At 51.0% G+C, this 20028-nt stretch carries 19 protein-coding genes; 6 read left to right on the plus strand and 13 right to left on the minus strand.

All coding sequences use genetic code 11. The features are described from left to right. Positions 1–531 (minus strand): hypothetical protein, encoded by a 531-nt coding sequence (locus tag ACN6MW_RS16130; protein ID WP_419871128.1) that lies wholly within the window; start codon positions 529–531, stop codon positions 1–3. A 484-nt stretch (positions 532–1015) separates the two neighbouring features. On the opposite strand from ACN6MW_RS16130, the gene trpS reads away from it, so the two are divergent. After that, a complete protein-coding gene (gene trpS / locus ACN6MW_RS16135; protein ID WP_419871129.1) occupies positions 1016–1999 on the plus strand; it encodes a tryptophan--tRNA ligase in 984 nt (327 codons plus the stop codon). Positions 2000–2061: 62 nt separating this feature from the next. Here the strand turns inward: trpS and ACN6MW_RS16140 are convergent, their stop codons facing one another. The 8 genes from ACN6MW_RS16140 to ACN6MW_RS16175 form a co-directional block, all read right to left on the minus strand. Continuing rightward, the gene (locus tag ACN6MW_RS16140) at positions 2062–2811 is read right to left on the minus strand and encodes an ABC transporter permease (protein WP_419871130.1); all 750 of its coding nucleotides are present in this window, start codon (positions 2809–2811) and stop codon (positions 2062–2064) included. A gap of 1 nt (position 2812) precedes the next feature. Continuing rightward, complete coding sequence (locus ACN6MW_RS16145; RefSeq protein WP_419871131.1) at positions 2813–3529, minus strand: ABC transporter permease; 717 nt, start codon at positions 3527–3529, stop codon at positions 2813–2815. After that, the gene (locus ACN6MW_RS16150) at positions 3526–4440 is read right to left on the minus strand and encodes an ABC transporter ATP-binding protein (RefSeq protein ID WP_419871132.1); all 915 of its coding nucleotides are present in this window, start codon (positions 4438–4440) and stop codon (positions 3526–3528) included. Before ACN6MW_RS16150 ends, ACN6MW_RS16145 begins: the two co-directional genes overlap by 4 nt. 125 nt (positions 4441–4565) lie before the next feature. After that, the gene (locus ACN6MW_RS16155) at positions 4566–5966 is read right to left on the minus strand and encodes a HAMP domain-containing sensor histidine kinase (RefSeq protein ID WP_419871133.1); all 1401 of its coding nucleotides are present in this window, start codon (positions 5964–5966) and stop codon (positions 4566–4568) included. Beyond that, entirely contained in the window at positions 5963–6637 is a 675-nt protein-coding gene (locus ACN6MW_RS16160; protein ID WP_364150361.1) for a response regulator transcription factor, read from the minus strand. Before ACN6MW_RS16160 ends, ACN6MW_RS16155 begins: the two co-directional genes overlap by 4 nt. Positions 6638–6790: 153 nt before the next feature. Further along, on the minus strand, positions 6791–8032 hold the full coding sequence (locus ACN6MW_RS16165) for a cation:proton antiporter (protein WP_419876359.1): 1242 nt from the start codon (positions 8030–8032) through the stop codon (positions 6791–6793). Positions 8033–8034: 2 nt separating this feature from the next. Then, the gene (locus ACN6MW_RS16170; protein WP_419871134.1) at positions 8035–8526 is read right to left on the minus strand and encodes a cation:proton antiporter regulatory subunit; all 492 of its coding nucleotides are present in this window, start codon (positions 8524–8526) and stop codon (positions 8035–8037) included. Positions 8527–8550: 24 nt separating this feature from the next. After that, positions 8551–8946, minus strand: coding sequence for a hypothetical protein (locus ACN6MW_RS16175; protein WP_419871135.1), 396 nt, complete (start codon positions 8944–8946; stop codon positions 8551–8553). 210 nt (positions 8947–9156) lie between these two features. Here ACN6MW_RS16175 and ACN6MW_RS16180 point away from each other — a divergent pair, with 210 nt between their 5' ends. Beyond that, positions 9157–9618 carry a cupin domain-containing protein gene (locus tag ACN6MW_RS16180; RefSeq protein WP_419871136.1) on the plus strand — a complete coding sequence of 154 codons (462 nt, stop codon included), beginning with the start codon at positions 9157–9159 and terminating at the stop codon, positions 9616–9618. 83 nt (positions 9619–9701) lie between these two features. Here ACN6MW_RS16180 and ACN6MW_RS16185 read toward each other — a convergent pair whose 3' ends face one another. Continuing rightward, positions 9702–11246 carry an HD-GYP domain-containing protein gene (locus ACN6MW_RS16185; protein WP_419871137.1) on the minus strand — a complete coding sequence of 515 codons (1545 nt, stop codon included), beginning with the start codon at positions 11244–11246 and terminating at the stop codon, positions 9702–9704. Positions 11247–11385: 139 nt separating this feature from the next. Here ACN6MW_RS16185 and ACN6MW_RS16190 point away from each other — a divergent pair, with 139 nt between their 5' ends. Next, the gene (locus ACN6MW_RS16190) at positions 11386–12576 is read left to right on the plus strand and encodes an MFS transporter (protein WP_419871138.1); all 1191 of its coding nucleotides are present in this window, start codon (positions 11386–11388) and stop codon (positions 12574–12576) included. Positions 12577–12674: 98 nt separating this feature from the next. On the opposite strand, the gene ACN6MW_RS16195 is transcribed toward ACN6MW_RS16190, so the two are convergent. Beyond that, the gene (locus ACN6MW_RS16195; protein WP_419871139.1) at positions 12675–13502 is read right to left on the minus strand and encodes a purine-nucleoside phosphorylase; all 828 of its coding nucleotides are present in this window, start codon (positions 13500–13502) and stop codon (positions 12675–12677) included. Positions 13503–13781: 279 nt separating this feature from the next. Between ACN6MW_RS16195 and deoC the strand changes: the two genes are divergently transcribed. Further along, positions 13782–14471, plus strand: a complete 690-nt coding sequence (gene deoC / locus ACN6MW_RS16200) for a deoxyribose-phosphate aldolase (RefSeq protein ID WP_419876360.1) — start codon at positions 13782–13784, stop codon at positions 14469–14471. Positions 14472–14591: 120 nt separating this feature from the next. Here deoC and ACN6MW_RS16205 read toward each other — a convergent pair whose 3' ends face one another. Both ACN6MW_RS16205 and ACN6MW_RS16210 read right to left on the minus strand, forming a co-directional pair. Continuing rightward, on the minus strand, positions 14592–15464 hold the full coding sequence (locus ACN6MW_RS16205; protein ID WP_419871140.1) for an aldose epimerase: 873 nt from the start codon (positions 15462–15464) through the stop codon (positions 14592–14594). Between the two features lie 501 nt (positions 15465–15965). Further along, positions 15966–17123, minus strand: a complete 1158-nt coding sequence (locus ACN6MW_RS16210) for a peptidylprolyl isomerase (protein ID WP_419871141.1) — start codon at positions 17121–17123, stop codon at positions 15966–15968. A 291-nt stretch (positions 17124–17414) separates the two neighbouring features. Here ACN6MW_RS16210 and ACN6MW_RS16215 point away from each other — a divergent pair, with 291 nt between their 5' ends. After that, positions 17415–18860, plus strand: coding sequence for an HD-GYP domain-containing protein (locus ACN6MW_RS16215; protein WP_419871142.1), 1446 nt, complete (start codon positions 17415–17417; stop codon positions 18858–18860). A gap of 109 nt (positions 18861–18969) precedes the next feature. Continuing rightward, entirely contained in the window at positions 18970–19965 is a 996-nt protein-coding gene (gene mgrA, locus ACN6MW_RS16220) for an L-glyceraldehyde 3-phosphate reductase (RefSeq protein ID WP_419871143.1), read from the plus strand. Positions 19966–20028 lie beyond the last annotated feature (63 nt).

Genomic DNA, 20028 nt, shown 5'->3' on the forward strand with positions numbered 1-20028 from the left:
CTATTGGTGAATGACGACTGTGCCTTGAAATTGCTCCGGAATCCGGTGAACGACGGGTCTGTTCTTCTCGGCTTCTGCAGCCAGAGCATGGATAGGAAGAACGATGAAAAGCAGCGCTGCAAGCATAAAAAGCAGATAACCTTTTTGTTTGACGGCAACGACCGAGCCTATTGTAAATACGAGCCCGGAGCTTACAAAGAGAACCATAAATAAGCCGATCTCGGGAGAGAAAAGATCACGCAGCCGCCATATGCCAAAGCCCATCATGAAGGGGACGGATGCAGCGGCGATGATGCTTAAACCGGCCAGCAGGACGATCCGCAGCAGGATAGCCGCTTTGCTCCAGCGGAACATAAGCGTATAGAAAGGCAAAATGATAAACAAATAAGGGGGGAGCGTCCAGGCGATAAGCTTGCTCGAATCGCTTCCAAGCCCTTGGTCATATACAAACGAAAGATAGCTGATATAAGCAAGGATGCCGGCAAAATAGCTGGCAGTGGCGACGACCGCATAAAATAGCACTCTCTTCATTTTCTTCGCACCTCTTTCTTTAGCTAGGCCACGCTATTGCCTTTTCATCATATCGCATGCAGGAAACAGGGCAGTAGTTCTATCTTTTGTAGTACCGGGGCTTATCGGCGAGCTTAAATAAAAGGAAAAGATTGACTATTTAGCTTCGCGTATTGTATTGTGTATTTCATCTATTTATAGCTTAAAGCCATGAAAGAAAAGAGTATCCTGACGCAATTGTCAAAGCGAGCCAGCGACTGGTGAGAGGTCTGGCACGATTGTCCGGGTGAATGGTTTCTTTCGCTTCAATCCGAACGTTGGTTAACCATCCAGTAGGCGTTGACGGTGAGTCCCTCCGTTATCTAGGGGAATCGTGTTAGAAATTGACATGAAAGAGTGCGGCCATTGGCCGAATTCGGGTGGTATCGCGGAGCAAACACTTCGTCCCTTTTTTAGCGGACGGGTGTTTTTTTATTTATTAGAACAAAAACAGGGAGGAATGAACATGAAACGAGTATTATCCGGGATTAAGCCAAGCGGCGAGCTGAATATTGGAGGCTTTGGAGGAGCGCTGCAGCCATTTTTAACGATTCAACAGGAATATGAGTGCTTTTTCTTTGTGCCGGATCTTCATGCCGTAACCGTCAAGCAAGATCCGAAAGAGTTATATCAACGTTCAAAAGATATTGCTGCCTTTTATATTGCGGCGGGTATTGATCCTAAGAAATGTACCATTTTCATACAATCGCAGGTACCTGCGCATGCTGAGCTCGGATGGTTGATGGAAACGCAGACGCATTTCGGCGAGCTTGGAAGAATGACGCAGTATAAAGAAAAGTCGGAGGGCAAGGATTCGGTTAGCGCTGCATTGTTTACCTATCCCGCCTTGATGGCCGCAGATATTCTCCTTTACCAAGCGACCCATGTGCCTGTGGGTGACGATCAGAAGCAGCATCTAGAGCTGACCAGGGATTTAGCGCAACGTTTCAATAACCGTTATGGAAGTACCTTTGTCGTACCGGAGCCGATCATTCAAAGCTTGGGCTCCCGAATAATGGGACTGGATGACCCAAGTAAAAAAATGAGCAAAAGCAACCCGAACCGGAATAGCTGCGTGCATTTGCTCGATTCGCCGGATGAGATCAGAAAAAAATTCGCTAAAGCCGTAACCGATTCAGAGGGAAGCGTGCGTTTGGATTGGGAGACTAAGCCAGCGGTCAGCAATCTCATGGAGATTTATGCCGTGTTCTCCGGTGATTCTATTGCTGCCATTGAAAGACGGTATGAGGGGCAGGGCTACGGGAGCTTTAAGAAGGATTTAGCCGAGGCAGCAGCCGAGAGATTAATCCCGATCCAGGAGAGGTACAGGGAAATCGTTGATTCTGCGGAGCTTATCGCCATTTTGAAGGATGGAGCACTGAAAGCATCCGAGGCCGCTAACGCCACGCTGCTTCGGGCAAAGCAGGCCATGGGGTTTGTGACCTTCTGAAAAGAAAAATCGGGCTATTCTAACTGGTCGATAACCAGCAGCACAGCCCGAAAAAGGTATGCTTACATTTCCTTACGGCTGAAGTAGAGCAGTCCTGCCGCAAAAAATAATACAAAGCTGCCCATTATTGTAATAAGAATATTTTCTAATGGCAGCGCGAAGGCGCCGAACCCCTCGTTGCTGAAGCTGAGCATGGCCAGCATGGGCTGTGCCCAGGGGTAAAAGGGAGCGAACCGTTCCGAATTCAGGATCAGCATGTTCGGAATGGTCAGCATGACATTGATGACAAGCGGGGCAGCGAAGCTGCTCCAGCTCACGGATACAAGCAGCTGCAGCGCCGCAAGCGGCAGACAGGCGAGCCAGCCGCTGCCGATGCCGGTCAGCAGCATTTTCCAGGGCAGACCGCCATCAATGCCTTGGTAAATCGCGGCCAATAGAACCGCGCCAAGGAATAACAGCTGCGTGACGGCAAGCAGAATGGCGACCAGGCTGAATTTTGCCAAAAATAGTCCGCTTCTCGATACGGGAAGGGTCAACAGCTGCTTCCAGCCTCCGCCCGTATGCTCGTAACGGCAGATGAAGGCGGAGAGGATGCCTGTCAAAATAGGCAAAAACAGCATCGCATGGAACGCGGCCATCGCCGAGACAAGCAGGGCATATTGTGCGAACGTGCCTGCGGTTTCATACGAATCGAGTGAAACGAATACACCGATGGCAAGCGACAGCAGCGGACTTATCGGAAGGAGCAGCCAGATAAAGGACTTGGAAAGCTTTAAATGCTCGGAAGCGAGCAGCCGAAAATAAGCGCGCATTTCAATTCACATCCTTCCTGTTGAAATGAAGGGTGCCGATAAGGAAGATGACCGCGCCAGACAACAAGCCTGTCAGGACGAACAACTCCTGACGCGGACCGATATAGCCAAATAGAGGCCAATTTACGGGGAACCATTCGGACAGCTGAATCGAAAATACGGAAGTTATGGCAATCATAACGCCAAGCGTAATGGGAATCGCCTGGTTTTTGAACGTAAGGCACAGCCATATAAACAATGCGAGCGCCGGATAGGAAGCGAGATAGGGCAGAAAGCTCAGCCGCAAAATATCCCAGACAGGCATGTCGCTGCTGCCAAACCGTAATGATAAGCCCAGCAAGGCGGTGCCTATAGCCAGTACCGCGCAGGATAGAGCAAGCAAAAGGGCGCCGAGCATAAATTTGGCGCTGAATACGGCGCCCCTGGAAATCGGCAGCGCAAGCAGCTGCTTCCATGCATTAGTGTGATGCTCGACATTGGCGAGCAGCGACGAGACGAGGGTTATCCCGAGAAACAACGAGATCGGAACGAACATTAGAATGTCCGAGAGCAGCGTTTCCCAGAGCCTTCCCGCATATTTTTGCGTAAAATAATCATAACGGAGTCCGTAATTAAGCGCCTGCATGGCAATCAATCCGATCGGGCCAATAAAAATCAGAAACCACAGCCCTTTGCCGCGGATTTTCAAAAAATCGGCCGAGAGTGCTTTGAGCATCATGCCTGCTTTCCCTCCCCGACAATCTGGAGAAAAAGCTCCTCGAGCGACTTTCGTTTCTCCTCGACACGGTAAATGGCATGATCGCGCTCTACAAGGCTTTTGACGATACGTGCAACCGCATGATCGCCCGTATGCTCCAGCAGAAGGGCAGATCCGCTTTGCTCGGCTTCGATTCCTTGCTGGCGCAGCGCTGCCAGCGCTTGCTCCGGCTCGGATACGGTAAGCGACATGCTGCCCTGCGCTTGCTGGTGGAGGTTAGCAATCGTATCCTGAAATACGAGCTCTCCCTGCCTGATGATGCCGACGGTTCCGGCAGTCAGCTCGACCTCGCTCAGCAGATGGCTGGATATAAGAACGGTTATGCCATGCTGCTTGGGCATTTGCTTGATGAGCTCGCGTATTTCCAAAATACCGGACGGATCGAGTCCGTTGGTCGGCTCGTCGAGCAGCAGCAGCTCCGGATTGCCGAGCAAGGCGCTTGCGATGCCGAGCCGCTGCTTCATGCCGAGCGAGTAGCCTTTTACCGGTCGCCGGGCTTCTTTGGTTAAGCCGACGATCTCAAGGACCTCGGCAATTCTGGAGGCAGGCGCCCCGATTATGCGGCGAATGGCCTCGAGATTGTCAACGGCGGTTAAGTGTCCATAATACGACGGATATTCAACGAGCGAGCCGATTCGGCGCAAGATGGAGAGCCTTTCCTTGTTCAAAGGCTGTCCAAAAACATGCACGGATCCGTTAGAGGGCTTGATCAATCCGAGCAGCATGCGGATCGTCGTTGTTTTGCCGGCGCCGTTCGGACCGAGGAAGCCGTAAATATCGCCTTTTGCGATTTTTAAATGCAGATTGGAAACGGCATAACGTCCTTTGTAACGCTTGCTGAGTCCTTTTGTTTCAATAACCCATTCCTTCATGTTCATCACCTCAATAAGAAGATTAACGGATGAAGGTTAAACCCAGTGTTCCCCAAGTTTAAATTTGGTTTAAAAAATACGGATTTCATAAATACCCCATCGCCCGATTGCATAATTTACAACCGCTAGGCGCTGGCTCCTTTAACATCTAAGAAGATGAAGACGCTTGTTCCCGCAGAGCTGTTATCCATGAACCAGTCGAGTCTCATCTCATGCAGGAGATAATCAACGATGGCTAAACCAAGGCCGGCGCCTTTGCTTGCCGATTCCGCTTGGAGTCCGTTCCCGCGATCACGGATAACGAGGGCAGGACGATCCTGATACGGCTCCACCGTGATGCCGATATACTTGCCGCTTTGCGCATGCCTCGTCACGTTTTGAAATAAATTATCGAGCACGCGGCGAAACCCGGCCTTGTCTACATCCAGCACCAATGCTTCATCAGGGAGCTCGATTTCGGCGGAAATGCCCTCTTGCTCCCAGAGCGGATACCAAGAAGCGGCGCTTTCCCGTACAAGACGCAAAATATCCTGCCGCTCCAGCTTAAGCGGATATCTGCCGCTGGTCATCAGCGTGTAAGACAGCAAATTCTCAATCAGATTGTCTAAGGTGGTTACTTTCTGTTCCATTTGTTTGACGGCTGCCTGCGCGTTCGGGCTCAGCGGCTCCTTCCGCAGCGAATAGAGCTGGCTGTTCATCACCGTTAACGGCGTCCGCAGATCATGCGACAAGCTGGCGATGAGCCGTTTGCGGAGCTCCTCCTCTGCACGCTCGCGTTCCGTGCTCTCCCTTAGCTGATCAATCATGTGATTAAAGGCCGCCTCCAGCTGGCCGATTTCATCGCGTTTATGCACGATGATCGGCTGCGGCAGTCCGTTATCGCCAGGCAGCGACATGGCTGCCTGCAGACCGATCAGCCGCTTGCGAATATGCCGGAAGAAGAGGAAGGAGAGCAGAAAGAAAAAAACAATCATGATGAATAAAAACGAGATATAAAAAGGCGTTCCCGTTCCAACCGGCTGCTTCAGCTCAATAATGCTGCGAGGGATTTGCATCGCCATAAAGGCTGGACCTTCATGCTCCGCGCCAAGGAAGGAGACGATCGTGAAGGGATCGCTGTCGATGCTGTCCTTCATAAACTGCACCGCATCCGCCGGCGTCCAGCGGCTTGGGAGCCGTTCCTGCTCCGGGAGATGAAGCCTGGTCAAGCCGGCTGCATCCACCCAGAAGAAGGAGGCCTCGGGATATTTTTGCTTCAGCTCCTGAAGCTTGCTGTTGACTTGAACGGAGTCGGATTCCCGCAAATGAGCAGCCTGCTCATGCCACATGGCGGTCAATTCGCTGCCGCTGCCGTATTTCAAATAATCGGAATCCGCGCTCTGCGAGTTTTCTTGAATGATCATATATAGGACGGAAGCCAGAGGGAAAACGATCGGGATAAATAAAAAGGCGAATAAAATGAGGAGCAGGTAGCGGGACAACAGGGTTTGGCGGAACCGCATGCCGCCGAGGCGCTGCTTCTTCATGCGCGCACCCGATAACCGATGCCGCGAACCGTCTCGATGACTTCGGGAGCAGCCGGATTTCTTTCGATTTTTTCCCGTAAATACCGGATGTGGACCATCAAGGTTTTATCCCCTTCGATGAAAGCTTCTCCCCACACGGCCTCATAAATTTGTTCCTTCGTTAAAATTTGCCCCAAATGCCGAAGCAGATAGCTGAAAATGTGAAACTGCTTGCCCGTCAACGTAATTTCCTCGCCGGTATCGCGATTTTCGATTCGATTTTGCTGCTCATGCACGAGTAGATGCTTGATCGCCAGCGGCTCGGAGAAACGCGAACCGAAGCGGCGAAGGAGCACCTCGATTCGTGCCGTTAGCTCATCGGGATGAAATGGCTTCGTTATGTAATCGTCCGCGAATTGCAAGCCCTGCAGCTTATCGTCGATGGAGGTGCGTGCCGAGAGCATGAGAATCGGAATGTCGGGCATCGCTTTTTTCAGCCGCTGACCAACGGTAAAACCATCGAGACCCGGCAGCATGACATCGAGAATAACAAGCCTGCAGTCTGCCGCAGCTTCAAGGGCATGCTCGCCGGTTTTCAACCAATGGACCTCATAGCCCTGATCCTTCAAGTGCTCACAAACAAAGCTTCCGATCTCCTGGTCATCCTCGATATATAAAAGCGCAGCTGTCATTTGAAAGTTGTTCCTCCTTGATTTGAAATGGATTTCCCAGCTTTTATTATACAGAAGTGGAACATAAAGAATAATCCTGTCGCAAGGAATATAAGCAAAAAAAAGAAGGCCCAAGAGATACGCTCTCATTAGGCCTTCAATTCAACAGGCTGCTCAGCCGCTGCCCGATTGTTCCTTGGCCGGCAACGGCTCTCTTGCATTCTTCCGTTTTTCCCATCTGAAAATCCCGTTTAGGCCTTTGAATACCAGCTTCGATTCCTTCGTCAGAAGCGGCCCCAGTATGGCTAAAATGAGAACATATAAAGCCGCGAAGGGCTGCAGCAGCTCAAGCAAGCCGCCGGCTTTGCCGAGGTTCGCCATAATGATGGAGAATTCGCCGCGCGATACGATCGTAAGGCCGATATTTGCCGATGCCTTCGGCGAGAGGCCCGCGCTTTTGCCTGCGAGCATGCCGGCAACGAAATTGCCAAACAGCGTAACGCCAACCGCGCCGAGCGACAGCCATACCGCTCCGCCAAGGGCGAACGGATCAATCGTCAAGCCGAAGCTGAAGAAAAATAACGCGCCGAAGAAATCACGGAAGGGCAGGATCAGATGCTCAATCCGCTTCATATGAACCGTTTCTGCCAGCACTAAGCCGACTAAAAGAGCGCCGATCGCCTCGGCGACATGAATGGTTTCGGAGAAGCCGGCGACGAGAAACAGCATGCCGAACACGAGCAGCAGAAACAGCTCATTCGAGCGGATATTAAACAATTTATTCAGAAGCGGGGCAGCCTTCCTGCCTATGATCAAGAAGAGCAGCATGAAGCCGAGCGCATAGGAAGCGGACAACAGCACCCCGCCAAGCGTTGAAGAATCGCTGAGCACAAGCCCGGAGAGCACGGAAATATAGACCGCGAGGAAAATATCCTCGAACATGATGATTCCGAGAATCATCTCCGTCTCCGGGTTAGCCGTCCGTTTCAAATCGACAAGCACCTTCGCCACGATGGCGCTCGAGGAAATCGTAGTAATACCGGCAATGACCATCGTTTCTTCGATAGGGAAGTCATTGATCCAGCCAAATAATAAGCCAAGCGAAAAGTTGATGAGGATATATATCGTTCCGCCAATCGCAATAGAGCGCCCCGATTTCATTAACCGGCCCACAGAAAACTCCAGACCTAAATAGAACAGGAGGAACAGCACGCCGAGCCGCCCCATGAATTCGATTAGTTCTGCGCTATGGATAAACCTAAAGTCCAATATGCCTACATGCGGCGCATGAGGACCTACGGCCATGCCGATTAAGATGTAAAAAGGGATGACGGAAAACCGAATTTTTGCAGCTAACAGCCCGACTAAGGCAATGAGTATAACGGCAAGACCGATCTCCAGCACCATGTGATCCATCATTAACGGCTCCCGTTTTGCAGCATCAGCTTAAGAAGCTTTAGATGCTGCCGCTCACCTGCGACGATGAGTGTGGTATCCGCTTTGAAAATATAGTCGGGGCCTGGATTGATATGCTTCGCTTCCTTCTCGACCGCAGCGATGATCGTCGCTCCCGTCGTTTGGCGAATATCGGCTTCGCCGATCGTTCTGCCAATGCATGCGGCGTTCGGTTCGATCTTATACCATTCGATGGTTAAGTCATCAAGCGCGACTTCAATGGTTTCGAGCGCCTTCGGCTTATAAGTCATACCGCCCACAATGGCGGCAACCTGCCGGGCTTCTTCGTCTTCAAGCGTGACCATGGAAATGCTGTCATCCGGATCATCGTATTCGAAGTGGTACATTTCGCGGCGTCCGTCATCGTGAACGATGATGACAAACTTGTCGCCGCTTCTCGTCATAATTTGGTATTTACGGCCAATACCGGGCAAGTCGGATTCTCTAATGTTCATTGTGTGTGCCTCCTCAATTATTGGTTATCGATACACCGATTGAGAAGAGCAGCCCACAAAATGCGAGGTGAATTTAATAGGAGTCATAAGCAAATCACGCATTCGCTGAGGAACGGACGTACGAAGCGCGTATAGGGTTGCAGACTTTCTGTATAGAAGCAGGAGCGAATGCAAAAAAGAGACAAGCAGAACGTTTTCCGGCAAAATGGGTTTGGTCGTGCTGTTCGATTTGCCTGCGTTAACGGAGGCGGTATATTTCGATTTCGATGCCGCAGTGATGCGGCTGGCGCCGGCCGTTAACTCGAACGTATTGCCTGCTTGGTAAGCGAACAGCGCTGCGAGCAGCAGCGGAACGATAATGAGCAAGTTCATGAAATGCTTGCGGCTGATGCGTCCAAATTCATGTACTCCGTTGTTCATCTGTTCACCTCCCCTATGTTCGTTAATATAAGTATAACTTATAAATCGGAAAATACAAAGCGGATTCCATATATTAGCTGAGCCAACCTATCTTTTGCCGCCTATTCCCACCTGTTTAATGAATTGACGATCTGGCCCATGCGTTATAGAATGAGGAAACGAATTGAGAAGAGCATACGCATGCAAAAGAGAGAAAGAAGGTTGAATGGGATGGGAGTATCCGTAAAACAGCTGTCGCCGCTGGTAGAGTCGCTTGGCTTGAAGCAACACGTGGAAGGCGGATGGTACAAGGAGATTTGGAAGGCTGGCTTCGTCATACCGCAGGAGGTGCTCGGCGCTCCGTATTCAGGGGATCGCTTTGCGGCATCATCCATCTATTTTCTGCTGCATCCCGATGAGTTTTCGGATTGGCATACGGTCTATTCGGACGAGCTGTGGATGTGGCATTCCGGAAGTCCCTTGGTGCTGACGCTCGGGGGAACGGAAGGGGCACCGGAGACGAGAAAAGAAATTATCGTAGGCCCGGATGTGTTGGCAGGCCAACAGCCGCAGGCTTTGGTTCCGGCCAACGAATGGCAAATGGCGCGTCCGCTTGGCGATGAGCCGGTTCTTGTTTCTTGCGTGGTAGCGCCCGGCTTCCACTATGATGATTTTAAGCTTATCAAACGTTAAAACGCACTTATTGCTTCAAACCTAGTCGAAAAAAAGAGCCATTCGTGGAAGGTTTAACTTCCCGCGGATGGCTCTTATCGCATTTATGAGGCTTCTTCGTCCGTTTTGCCCTTCGCGCGCATCAAATCGATAAACAGCTGGGTAAGCTTCGGATCCCACTGCGTGCCTTTGCCTTCTTCGAGAATGGACAGCGCCCGTTCATCGGTCATCCCTTTGCGGTATGGCCGGTCGGAGGTCATGGCGTCAAAAGCATCGGCGATCGCGATCGCGCGCCCGAACAGCGGAATTTCGGTGCCGGCCAGTCCGTCCGGATAACCTTTCCCGTCATAGCGCTCATGATGCGAGCGAACGCCAGGCAGCAAATCGGCCATCGCGTCTGCCGGCTCAATTTGCTTCAAAATATTTTCGCCGAGCACGGGGTGCAGCTTGATTTGATCAAATTCCTCGTCAGTGAGGCGTCCTTCCTTGAGCAGCACGGCATCGCGCACGCCGATTTTTCCGATGTCATGCAGCAGCGCCGTTTTGTGGAGCAGCTCGATTTCGTCCGCGGACCAGCCGTCCAAACGGCCGATTTGGACAGAGTAGCGGGCTACCCTTGTAGAATGGCCGGCTGTATAGGCATCCCGCGCATCGAGCGCTGCCGCCAGCGTCATGAAATAGCTTTGCAGAAGCTGATTATTGCGCTGCTCGCGTTCCTTCAATCCATTAACCATATGATTGAATCCGGCGACCAGCTTGGAAAATTCATCGGAATAAATATCCGCCGCGCTCGTATCGAAATTTCCGGCTTGAACGCTGCTCATGCCGTTTTGAATGGTTTGTATAGGCTCCTCAATGCTGCGTGAGAGGAGTGAAGCTCCGAACAGAGAGTAAATAATGCCTATGATGAGTATGATGGCTGCCCATTGCCAGTACGCTAAACTGCCCTCTCCTTGGATGTTATCGAGCCTTATTTGCGAGACCAGGCCAAACAGCATCAATGGCAGCGTACCGATGAGAAAGGCACTGAGGCGGAATTTGGTGCGGATCGATACGAGAACTCTGCCGCTGAGTGTTATATCCTGTTTATACAATTCCTTATGTTGATTCCGAATATGCGTGACAATAGGCCGAATCGCCTTCATCGTTAAGAAAAACTCAATCATGGCATGCATGCTGGCAATCATAAAGGCGACGGCGGAAGCGATGCCGATATAAAAATAAGGAAGTTTTATAAAGCCCAGTTTAATGCAGACGAAGGCCATGCTGACAGCCGGAACCAGCAAGCCCAGAAAATGGGGGCCATAGGTGCGCCTAACGGATAAAACGGGAAATTTGTGGGTATGAAGATAAGCGGTCTTTAGCTGCTCGATCGTAGGCTGCTGCGCTTTAAAAATCGCTTGAATCGGCAAGAGATGCCGGTAAAAGACAAACAGCTCGCAGACGATCATAATAATAAGGGAAATGGCCATGATTGCGCCCAGCGCAAAGCGCTCGTTCGAGGGAACCGATAAGGTAGAAAACACAAGGGCGCCGCCAACGCCGACTACGGCAACCGTAGATCCGAAGAGATAATTGCGAAGGAGCTGCGCAAGGAAAGAGGTATAAACACGGCCTCCAGTTGGTTCGTGCTTCGTGGGAAAATGCATAGGATGAGACCTCGATTCCAAAATTTCTAGTACGCTGGTTCGTAGTACCTATAGTATAAATCGGCATTTTAAAATTGAATATTAGCTATAATGAATAATAAAATACGCGCAGCCATTGGCCGTACGAGAGGAAACTACTGTGAAGGAAACGCTTTGGACCAAACCGTTCGTTTTATTGATCTTATCTAATTTATTCTTGTTTTTATCGCTGGAAATGCTGCTGCCTACGCTGCCTATGTTTGCGGCAAACAAAGGCGGTACGGATGCTCAGATCGGTATGATTATCGGCTTATTTACTTTCTCGGCGGTATTGCTTCGGCCATTCGTCGGCATGGCGTCTGATAAATTCGGCAAAAAGCTGCTGCTCTTAGTTGGGGTTGCGATCTGTTTGATCGGGACGGCCAGCTATTACGCTGCGGTGACGATTACGATGATGCTGATGCTCCGCATCGTACACGGCGTAGGGTTTGGCATTTCGACAACGCTGTACGGCACGGTTGCTTCAGATATTATTCCCGCCTCCCGAAGAGGCGAGGGCATGGGCTTCTTCGGAACGGGCAACGCCGTCGCCATCTCTTTGGGGCCCTTTCTCGGCATTTGGTTAATGGAGGAGTTCGGATTCAACACTTTGTTTGTTGTCGGCGCTTGTATCCTGCTGCTGGCCATTGTCTTCACTTCGTTCGTCAAGGGAGATTCGCGAGCAGAGCGCGCAAAGATAAAAGCGGCGACGGCGGCGAATACGTCTCTCATGCTCAGGTTCGTGGAGCCGAAAGCGCTGATGCCGTCATTGCTAGGGCTGCTGGTCGGCTTGTCCCTTGGCGGGGTAATCAGCTTCATCACGCTGTTCGGCAAAGAGTCCGGCGTTCAAAACATCGGATTTTTCTTCTTGGTGCTGGCCCTCAGCGAGTTTCTGATCCGATTCGTGAGCGGGCGGATCTTCGATACAAAAGGGCGGTTTTGGGTGCTCTTTCCGGCGGCGGTAATGTGTATCGTGGGCTGCGTGATGCTCTATATGACGAAATCTACGGGGATGCTGCTGCTTTCGGCGGTATTTTACGGGGCAGGCTTTGGAGCCATTTTCCCTGGCCTGCAGGCTTGGGTGATCGACCGGGTGGAGCCGCAGCGCAGAGGGGTGGCGACAGCTACTTTCTATAATGCCTTCGATATCGGGATTGGAAGCGGCGCGATGCTGCTTGGACTGGTTGCGACATGGAGCAATTACGCAACCATGTATTTGGTATCCAGCGTGTTTTTTATTATCTATTTGGTCGTGTATTTCATATATGAGAGAAAACTGAAGCTGCAGCTTGGAGAAGCCGCGGCGAAATGAAGGATTTCCGCAACGGTTTTTTTTTTTGCTGCGGGGCCCATAATAAAGAAGCCGTCCGAAAGTCATAGACTTCCTGACGGCTTGTTCGGTTACTGGATTTACACGCGGAATGCCCCTACCGATGCTTTCACGAGTGCGATGAATTTAGGTCTTGCTTGCTCGGCTACGAGCACGACTTGCTCATGCGTAAGCGGCTCAAGCTCGTCGCCGATTGCCATATCGGTAATGCAAGTAATGCCGACTACGCGAATGCCCGTGTAATTAGCGGCCATGACTTCCGGAGCCGTTGACATCCCGACAGCATCCGCACCCCAGCCTGCCATCATCGACAACTCGGCCGGCGTGCAGTAAGCAGGACCCGAAATACTGACGTAAACGCCTTGCTGCAGCTTGATGTCCAGCTCTTCCGCTTTGCCTGCCACGATAGCGCGAAGCTCGCGGTTATAGGCCTGCGACATGTCTGGGAAGCGCGGGCCGAGCTCAGGGATGTTGGCTCCCAGGAGAGGGTTGCTGCCCGTGTTGTTAATATGGTCGGTGATAAGCATGAGATCGCCTGCGGCGAACGCGCGATTCATGCCGCCGGCGGCATTTGTTACGAGCAGCGTCTGTATGCCAAGCTGCTTCATGACATAGACAGGGAATACAACCTCTTTCATGGAGTAGCCTTCATAATAATGAAAACGTCCCTTCATGACGAGCACCGTTTTGCCTTCCAGCTGCCCGACCACGAGCTCGCCGGAATGGCCTTCTACCGTGGAAACCGGGAAATGGGGAATTTGCCCGTAAGGAATGACGATCGATTCGGTTACCTCATCGGCCATTACGCCAAGGCCGGAGCCAAGGATGAGGCCGATTTGCGGCTGGCTTTGCAACTGGTCGCGTATGTAAGCTGCAGCTTCATTTATTTTGCTAAGCATATTTTCCATGAGCGATGACCTCCTAAATTTTGTTCAAGCTCAAGCGGAACGAAAGGCCCTTTGGCCGTAGCTGAGCGAGGAGCATAACAATCATAGCGTATCGAACTTGCAAAAGTAAACCGGAGGCGGCGATGGCCGGGCCTTGTTGTTGTTTTGTACAAAGCTTCGTATAATGAAACGGAACCTGCTTGCTCGTTTATCCTATTGAAAAGGATGTAAACGATGCGCTTCGGCTGCGTCTTTACCGGAGCATAGGAATGCATGAACAATGAAGCGGAGGAATAAATGATGAGCGACGGTACAACTTACTCGCCAGCGGAAGTTGCGGCGATGATCGACCATACGATACTAAAGGCAGACGCAACAAAGGAAGAGGTTTTGCAAATTTGCCGCGAGGCAAAGCAATACCAATTCGCAACGGTTTGCGTGAATGCGGGATGGGTAGCGGCTGCTGCTGAAGAATTGAAAGGCTCCGGAGTCGGTATTACGACCGTCGTCGGCTTCCCGCTAGGGGCGACCACGACAGCTTCCAAAGCCGCTGAAGCGAAATTCGCCATCGAAGACGGAGCGACGGAAATCGATATGGTTCTGAACATCGGCTTGCTGAAATCAGGCGATTTGGACGGCGTGGAGCGTGATGTAGCAGGTGTTGCTGCGGCAGTAAAAGGACAAGCTGTGCTTAAAGTCATCCTTGAAACGGGACTTCTCACGGATGAGGAGAAGGTTACCGCATGCGAGATTTGCAAAAAGGCAGGCGCCGACTTCGTGAAGACGTCAACGGGCTTTGGCAAAGGAGGGGCTACGGTCGAGGATATCGCGCTGATGCGCCGTACCGTTGGCCCTGATATTGGAGTTAAGGCATCCGGCGGCGTACGCGACCGTGAAACGGCGCTGCAAATGTTCGCGGCGGGCGCAACGCGGATTGGCGCCAGCTCGGGAATCGCAATCGTGACAGGCGGTCAAGGGGAAGGCTACTAAGACCGACTGCAAGTGATAAGAGGGACTCAATCGATCGCCATGGCTAGAACACTGGCGAGCGGGGATTCCCTCTTTTTCATTCTATAAGCATGTTGACTTTGCGTTTGTAACTAGGGGGAATTAGCGCTCGCAGCTGATCGTAAGATTGGCTTGCAGCTCTTCGCCGGCATTCAGCATGACCAGCTCCTCTTTGCGGCCAAGCTCTCCCGTCATTGCCATCCACGGCTCGACGCAAACAAAAGGACGGTCCTTAACCGACCACAGCACCATATATTTGAAAATGTCGTCATACGTCAAGCGTACGCGGGCGCCTTGAACCGACGGGAAGGAAATTTCGCTTTTCTTCGCATCCAGCAAGCAGACGGATTCAACCAGCCCTTCCAAATCGATGACGCCGTCGAATGGCTTCTCGACATTGTCGTTATAATCGAAATAGCGGGTTGCATCGATCTCGTAGGCGATCTTCTTGTCCGAATCGATCGCGAAGTAAGGATGGAAGCCGGCATAAAACGGCATAGCCGCAGCTTCACTTCGATTGCGGTAGGTCTGACGCGTATGCAGCTGCCCATTTTGAAGCACGTAGGTAAACAGAAGCTCGAAGGCAAAAGGATAAGAGCGAAGCGTATCTTCATTGCTTTGCAGGCGAATGGTAATCGATGCTTCTCCGTCAGCATTCGTGCTTACAACATTCCACGCGGCATTGCGGGCGACGCCATGGTTAGCCATGCTGTAGGTTTGGCCGTTCCATTCATAGGCTTGCTCTTCAAGCTGTCCGCATATCGGGAACAAGATCGGGTTCCCGCCACGAATATTCGCGGTTTTGTGCTCAAAGGTTGCCTTGTCCAAATAAAAGAGCTCAAGCCCGTTCAACTGGCATCCGATCACAATGCCTCCCCGCTCCGGACAAACGATGACGCGGGACTGCGTGCTCGCCTCGGTTAATTCATACAACGTAAAGGTATCCTCATAACTGCGTACTGCATGGTTGCTCACTTAATTCCCTCCAATAATAGGTGAATGTCATATTGCCCCATCATATCATATTCCCAAAGCGCTTCACTGCACTTATTATCTACCGATTTACGCCTATCGAGTCATACTGCCCTCCCGGCTAATAGTCGGTCCATTAAACCTACGTTTCATGCAGGTTTCAAAATGGTCGAATCTAGTAAAACAATCATCTACTCCAAATTGCAAGAGTCGAATATGATATATTAACTTCAGAGAAACGCAGGTATTGCCAGTAGAGATTCTGAAACAGCCGAGCTAAAAAACGCACAAGCCAACATGCCAAGCCGAGCCATTCCTATGCAGCAGCCGATGCGAACCGAACGAACAAAGATCATAATCGCCTGCGCTGCTGAAGCCAAAGCCCCCTTAGCCCCTCCCTCCGGGTGACAGGGGGCTTTTTTTCTGTTGCCGAAAATAAAAAGGAACAGCGTAACGCAGGTTATAAATCGCCTGCGTCGCGCTGTCCCATTTCGTATTTGAGGGTTATTCTGCTGCCGGCGCTTCGGTAGCCGCTGGGTCTGCAGATGCTTCCGGAGTCAATGTATTCGTGATTTTCGCTTTTGCACGAATTTCAGTCATCCACGCTTCGGACAGCTCATTTGCTTCCGTAGCAACAAGCTGCTTCTTGATTTCTTCTTTCTTCTCTTCAAAGGTTGGAACAACAGCAGCTTTCTCAGCGATTTTCTTAATGATGTGGAAGCCGTGTTCGGATTGAACAACGCCGCTGATTTCATTTATCTTCAGCGCGAATGCAGCCGTTTCGAACTCGGCAACCATATCGCCTTTGCCGAAGAAGCCAAGATCGCCGCCTTTGTCTTTTGAACCCGTGTCGATGGATTTCTCTTTTGCGATCGCCGCGAAATCGCCGCCTTGCTTCAACTCGGCAAGAATAGCGTCCGCTTCTTCCTTGGTAGCAACCAAAATATGCGATGCTTGGATTTGTTCAGGCGTACCGAGCGTTTCCTTGTTCGCATCAAAGTATTGCTGAACCTCTTCGTCCGTTACATCCGTTTTCGGCTCCAGGATTTTGCGGATCGTCAGGTTGATTTTTGTATCCTTTTTCAAGCTCTCAAGCGTCATGTTGTATTGGGCAAGCGTTGCAGTAAACTCCTCTTCCGTGCCGAAGCTCTTCTTGATCAGATCGATCTCGGAATCGATGTCCGCATCGGTAACTTCAATGCTGGCTGCTTTGGCTTCCTGCGCGATAAGCTCTTGCGTGATGATGTTCTCAAGCGTAGCCGGTCCGCCAGCCGTAACGAGCTCGTCATAAAGTCTGTCCTGCGTTATGTCGACACCATTTACGGTTGCAACCGTTTCATTGCCGGCGCCCCCGAATGGCGGCTTAATTAATACGATAATCAGCAAAATCGCCAATACGGCCGATACGATCGCCCATATTTTGCCGCTTCCGCCTTTTGGTGATTGATGAACGCTCTCCGCGCTTAAAGCAGTGGCGCGAATTTCGTCGTTGGCTGCTTCTGCATGCTCTTTGTCCGATTCTTGCTGAAGCTCTTCTTCGATCGCTGCATCTTGCTCTGAAAGCTTGTCCTGCGGATTGCTTTCATCGAACGTGTAACGCTCTTCTTTCGCAGTCAATTCGTTTTCTGCGTCTTTGTTTGGCTGCGATTCCTTGTTATTCATTCCATAAACTCCCTTCGTTTTTCCCATCTTCAATTACTATAACAAAACAAACATGAAAAAACCTTAATCTAACATAAAAATATAATTTGTCGAATGCTTCTTATTCATTTCACTATAAACATCACTATTTATAAGGAGCGGGAGGGATGTTATGATAAGGATATATATAAATCCAACATTATCCTACATATTTCGAGATTACTTTTCGATGTCTCCTATCCTTTTACACCCCAAATTGGCGGTAGTATATTTGCTATTCATAACAAAGTAAGATCTGTAGGAGGAAGCCGTTTGCGTACAAATACGGGGGTATACACACGTCTGGCTGCAGCCATGCTTTTACCGCTTGCCGCTTATCTTTTGTTACGGGGCACGGAGCTGGATAAAAGCATAAAAGCGCCGTATGAGCATTTTTATATCGTCAGTCTCGTTTCTTTGTTCTCGCTTGCCCTGGCCATTGCAGTCGGTTTTGTCGCGATACAGCTTCGCAATATTAAGATTAGTTTTCTATCGCTATCTTATGTATCGCTCACGGCTATGTTTGTTTTTCACGGCCTATCGACTCCGGGTTTTATGATGCATCATTCCGATATTGCCGGAAGCGCCGCCCAACTGAGCGTTTTGCTGGCAGTTGTATGGCTGTGGCTGTCTGCCCTTTCCGTAGATCTGCCGTTGATTAAATGGTTTTCCGAGTGGCAGAGGCTATTGCTTCCGGTATGGACGCTCCTGCTGTTTGGATTTTGCGCCGTGCTGTGGTTTAATCCGGATGCGATTCTTTATTTCCAGCTGAAGGAACTGCCGATGAAATGGACCGCTACATTATTTATCTTGGGCTTGAACGGGTGGACGATATACCGTTATTTGATGACTTATTTATCTTCCCGCTTTCCGCTGCAGCTGGCAATCGTCTACAGCGCGGGATGGATGGTCGTCGCGCAGTTCATTATCGTGAGCGGCGAGACTTGGAATATAAGCTGGTGGCTGTATCATTTCCTGCTGCTCGCATCCGTAATCGTAATGGTTGTCGGAATCGTAAATCAATATGTCAGCTCCAAATCGATCACCTCGTCCGTTAAGCTGATGTTCCGCGCCAATCCGCGCGACTGGATCAACACCTACATGTCTTCCAGCGTGCGCGAATTGGTCATGACAACGGAAGCGCGTGATTCCTATACGGCCGGTCATAATTACCGGGTTGCCCTTTACGCGCTCAAGCTTGGCGAGGAGCTTTCCTTAACCTCCGCGGAGCTGAGAGCCATTGCGCAAGGGGGACTTGTCCATGACGTCGGCAAGCTGCGGATACCGGATACGATTTTGAACAAGCCGGGCAAGCTGACGCCGGAGGAACGTAAAATTATCGAGGTGCACCCCGTATCGGGATACGATCTGTGCAAGAGGCTGGGGTTCATGCCGGAGGAGCTTTCCGTTATCCGTTCCCATCACGAGAAATGGGATGGAAGCGGTTATCCGGACCAGCTGGCAGGGGAGCAGATCCCGCTGCTCGCGCGGGTGACGGCTGTAGCGGATGTTTACGATGCGCTGACCTCCTCGCGTTCGTACCGCAAGGCCATGACGCATAAAGCGGCAATGGAAATTATCCTTAAGGAAAGCGGGGTGCATTTTGACCCGCATTGCGTAGAGGCATGGGAACGGCTAGTTCGGGAGCAGCCGGTGTTCTTTGAGGAGACAGTACGGAACAGCCCGCATTTGAAGCTGGATAAGAAGTATAGCCGTTAGATTAATTTCCATTTTATGAGCGGCAGCTGTACAATAGACAGGGGAAACGCCCTTAGGATTGCAAGTATCGAATAAGCGTTTCTAAATAAAGGCTTGGGGGAAATCGATCATGACTTATTTAGCGGCTAATCATCGGTATGAGAGCATGAAGTACAATCGCGTAGGACGTAGCGGCTTGAAGCTGCCAGCTATCTCCCTGGGGCTATGGCATAATTTCGGCGGCATTGACCGCCTTGAGAATGGACGGGCCATGGTGCGCCGTGCGTTTGACTTAGGGATAACCCATTTCGATTTGGCCAATAACTACGGACCGCCTCCAGGCTCGGCGGAGGAAACCTTCGGCCAAATTTTAAAGCAGGACTTCGCGGCACACCGCGACGAGCTTATTATTTCTACCAAAGCAGGCTATCACATGTGGGAAGGCCCATATGGGGATTTTGGCTCGCGTAAGTATTTGATCTCCAGCCTCGACCAGAGCTTGAAGCGGATGAACCTGGACTACGTCGATATTTTTTATCACCACCGTCCGGATCCGGAAACGCCGCTTGAAGAAACCATGGGCGCGCTTGACCACATTGTGCGCAGCGGGAAGGCGCTGTATGTCGGCGTTTCGAATTACAGCGCGGAGCAAACGGCCCAAGCAGCTGCCATTTTGAAGAAGCTGGGCACGCCTTTCCTTATTCACCAGCCATCCTATTCCATGTTCAACCGTTGGATCGAGAATGGACTGCAGAATGTGCTTGAGGAGGAGGGTATCGGCTCTATCGTGTTTTCCCCGCTTGCTGGAGGCTTGCTGACCAACCGTTATTTGAACGGCGTTCCATCGGATTCGCGCGCGGGAGGACCGAGCGTATTTCTAAAGGCGGACCAAATTACCGACGGCAAGCTGGAAAAAATCAAGCAGCTGAATACGCTTGCCGCGGAACGCGGGCAATCGCTTGCCCAAATGTCCCTTGCATGGGTACTGCGGGGCGGACGCGTAACATCGGCGCTGATCGGCGCAAGCCGAGTGGAGCAAATTGATGACAATGTAGCTGCTTTGAGCCGCCTTGATTTCAGCAACGAGGAGCTTAGCCGCATCGAATCGATCCTCTCGGCAGAGTAGCAGCAAGCCTGTTTGTAACCTTAAAATAGAGAAACGCTAGAGCAGCTTTCCGCGGTCATGCGG

The sequence above is a fragment of the Pristimantibacillus sp. PTI5 genome, from assembly GCF_048572955.1.
Classification (GTDB): Bacteria; Bacillota; Bacilli; order Paenibacillales; family Paenibacillaceae; genus Pristimantibacillus.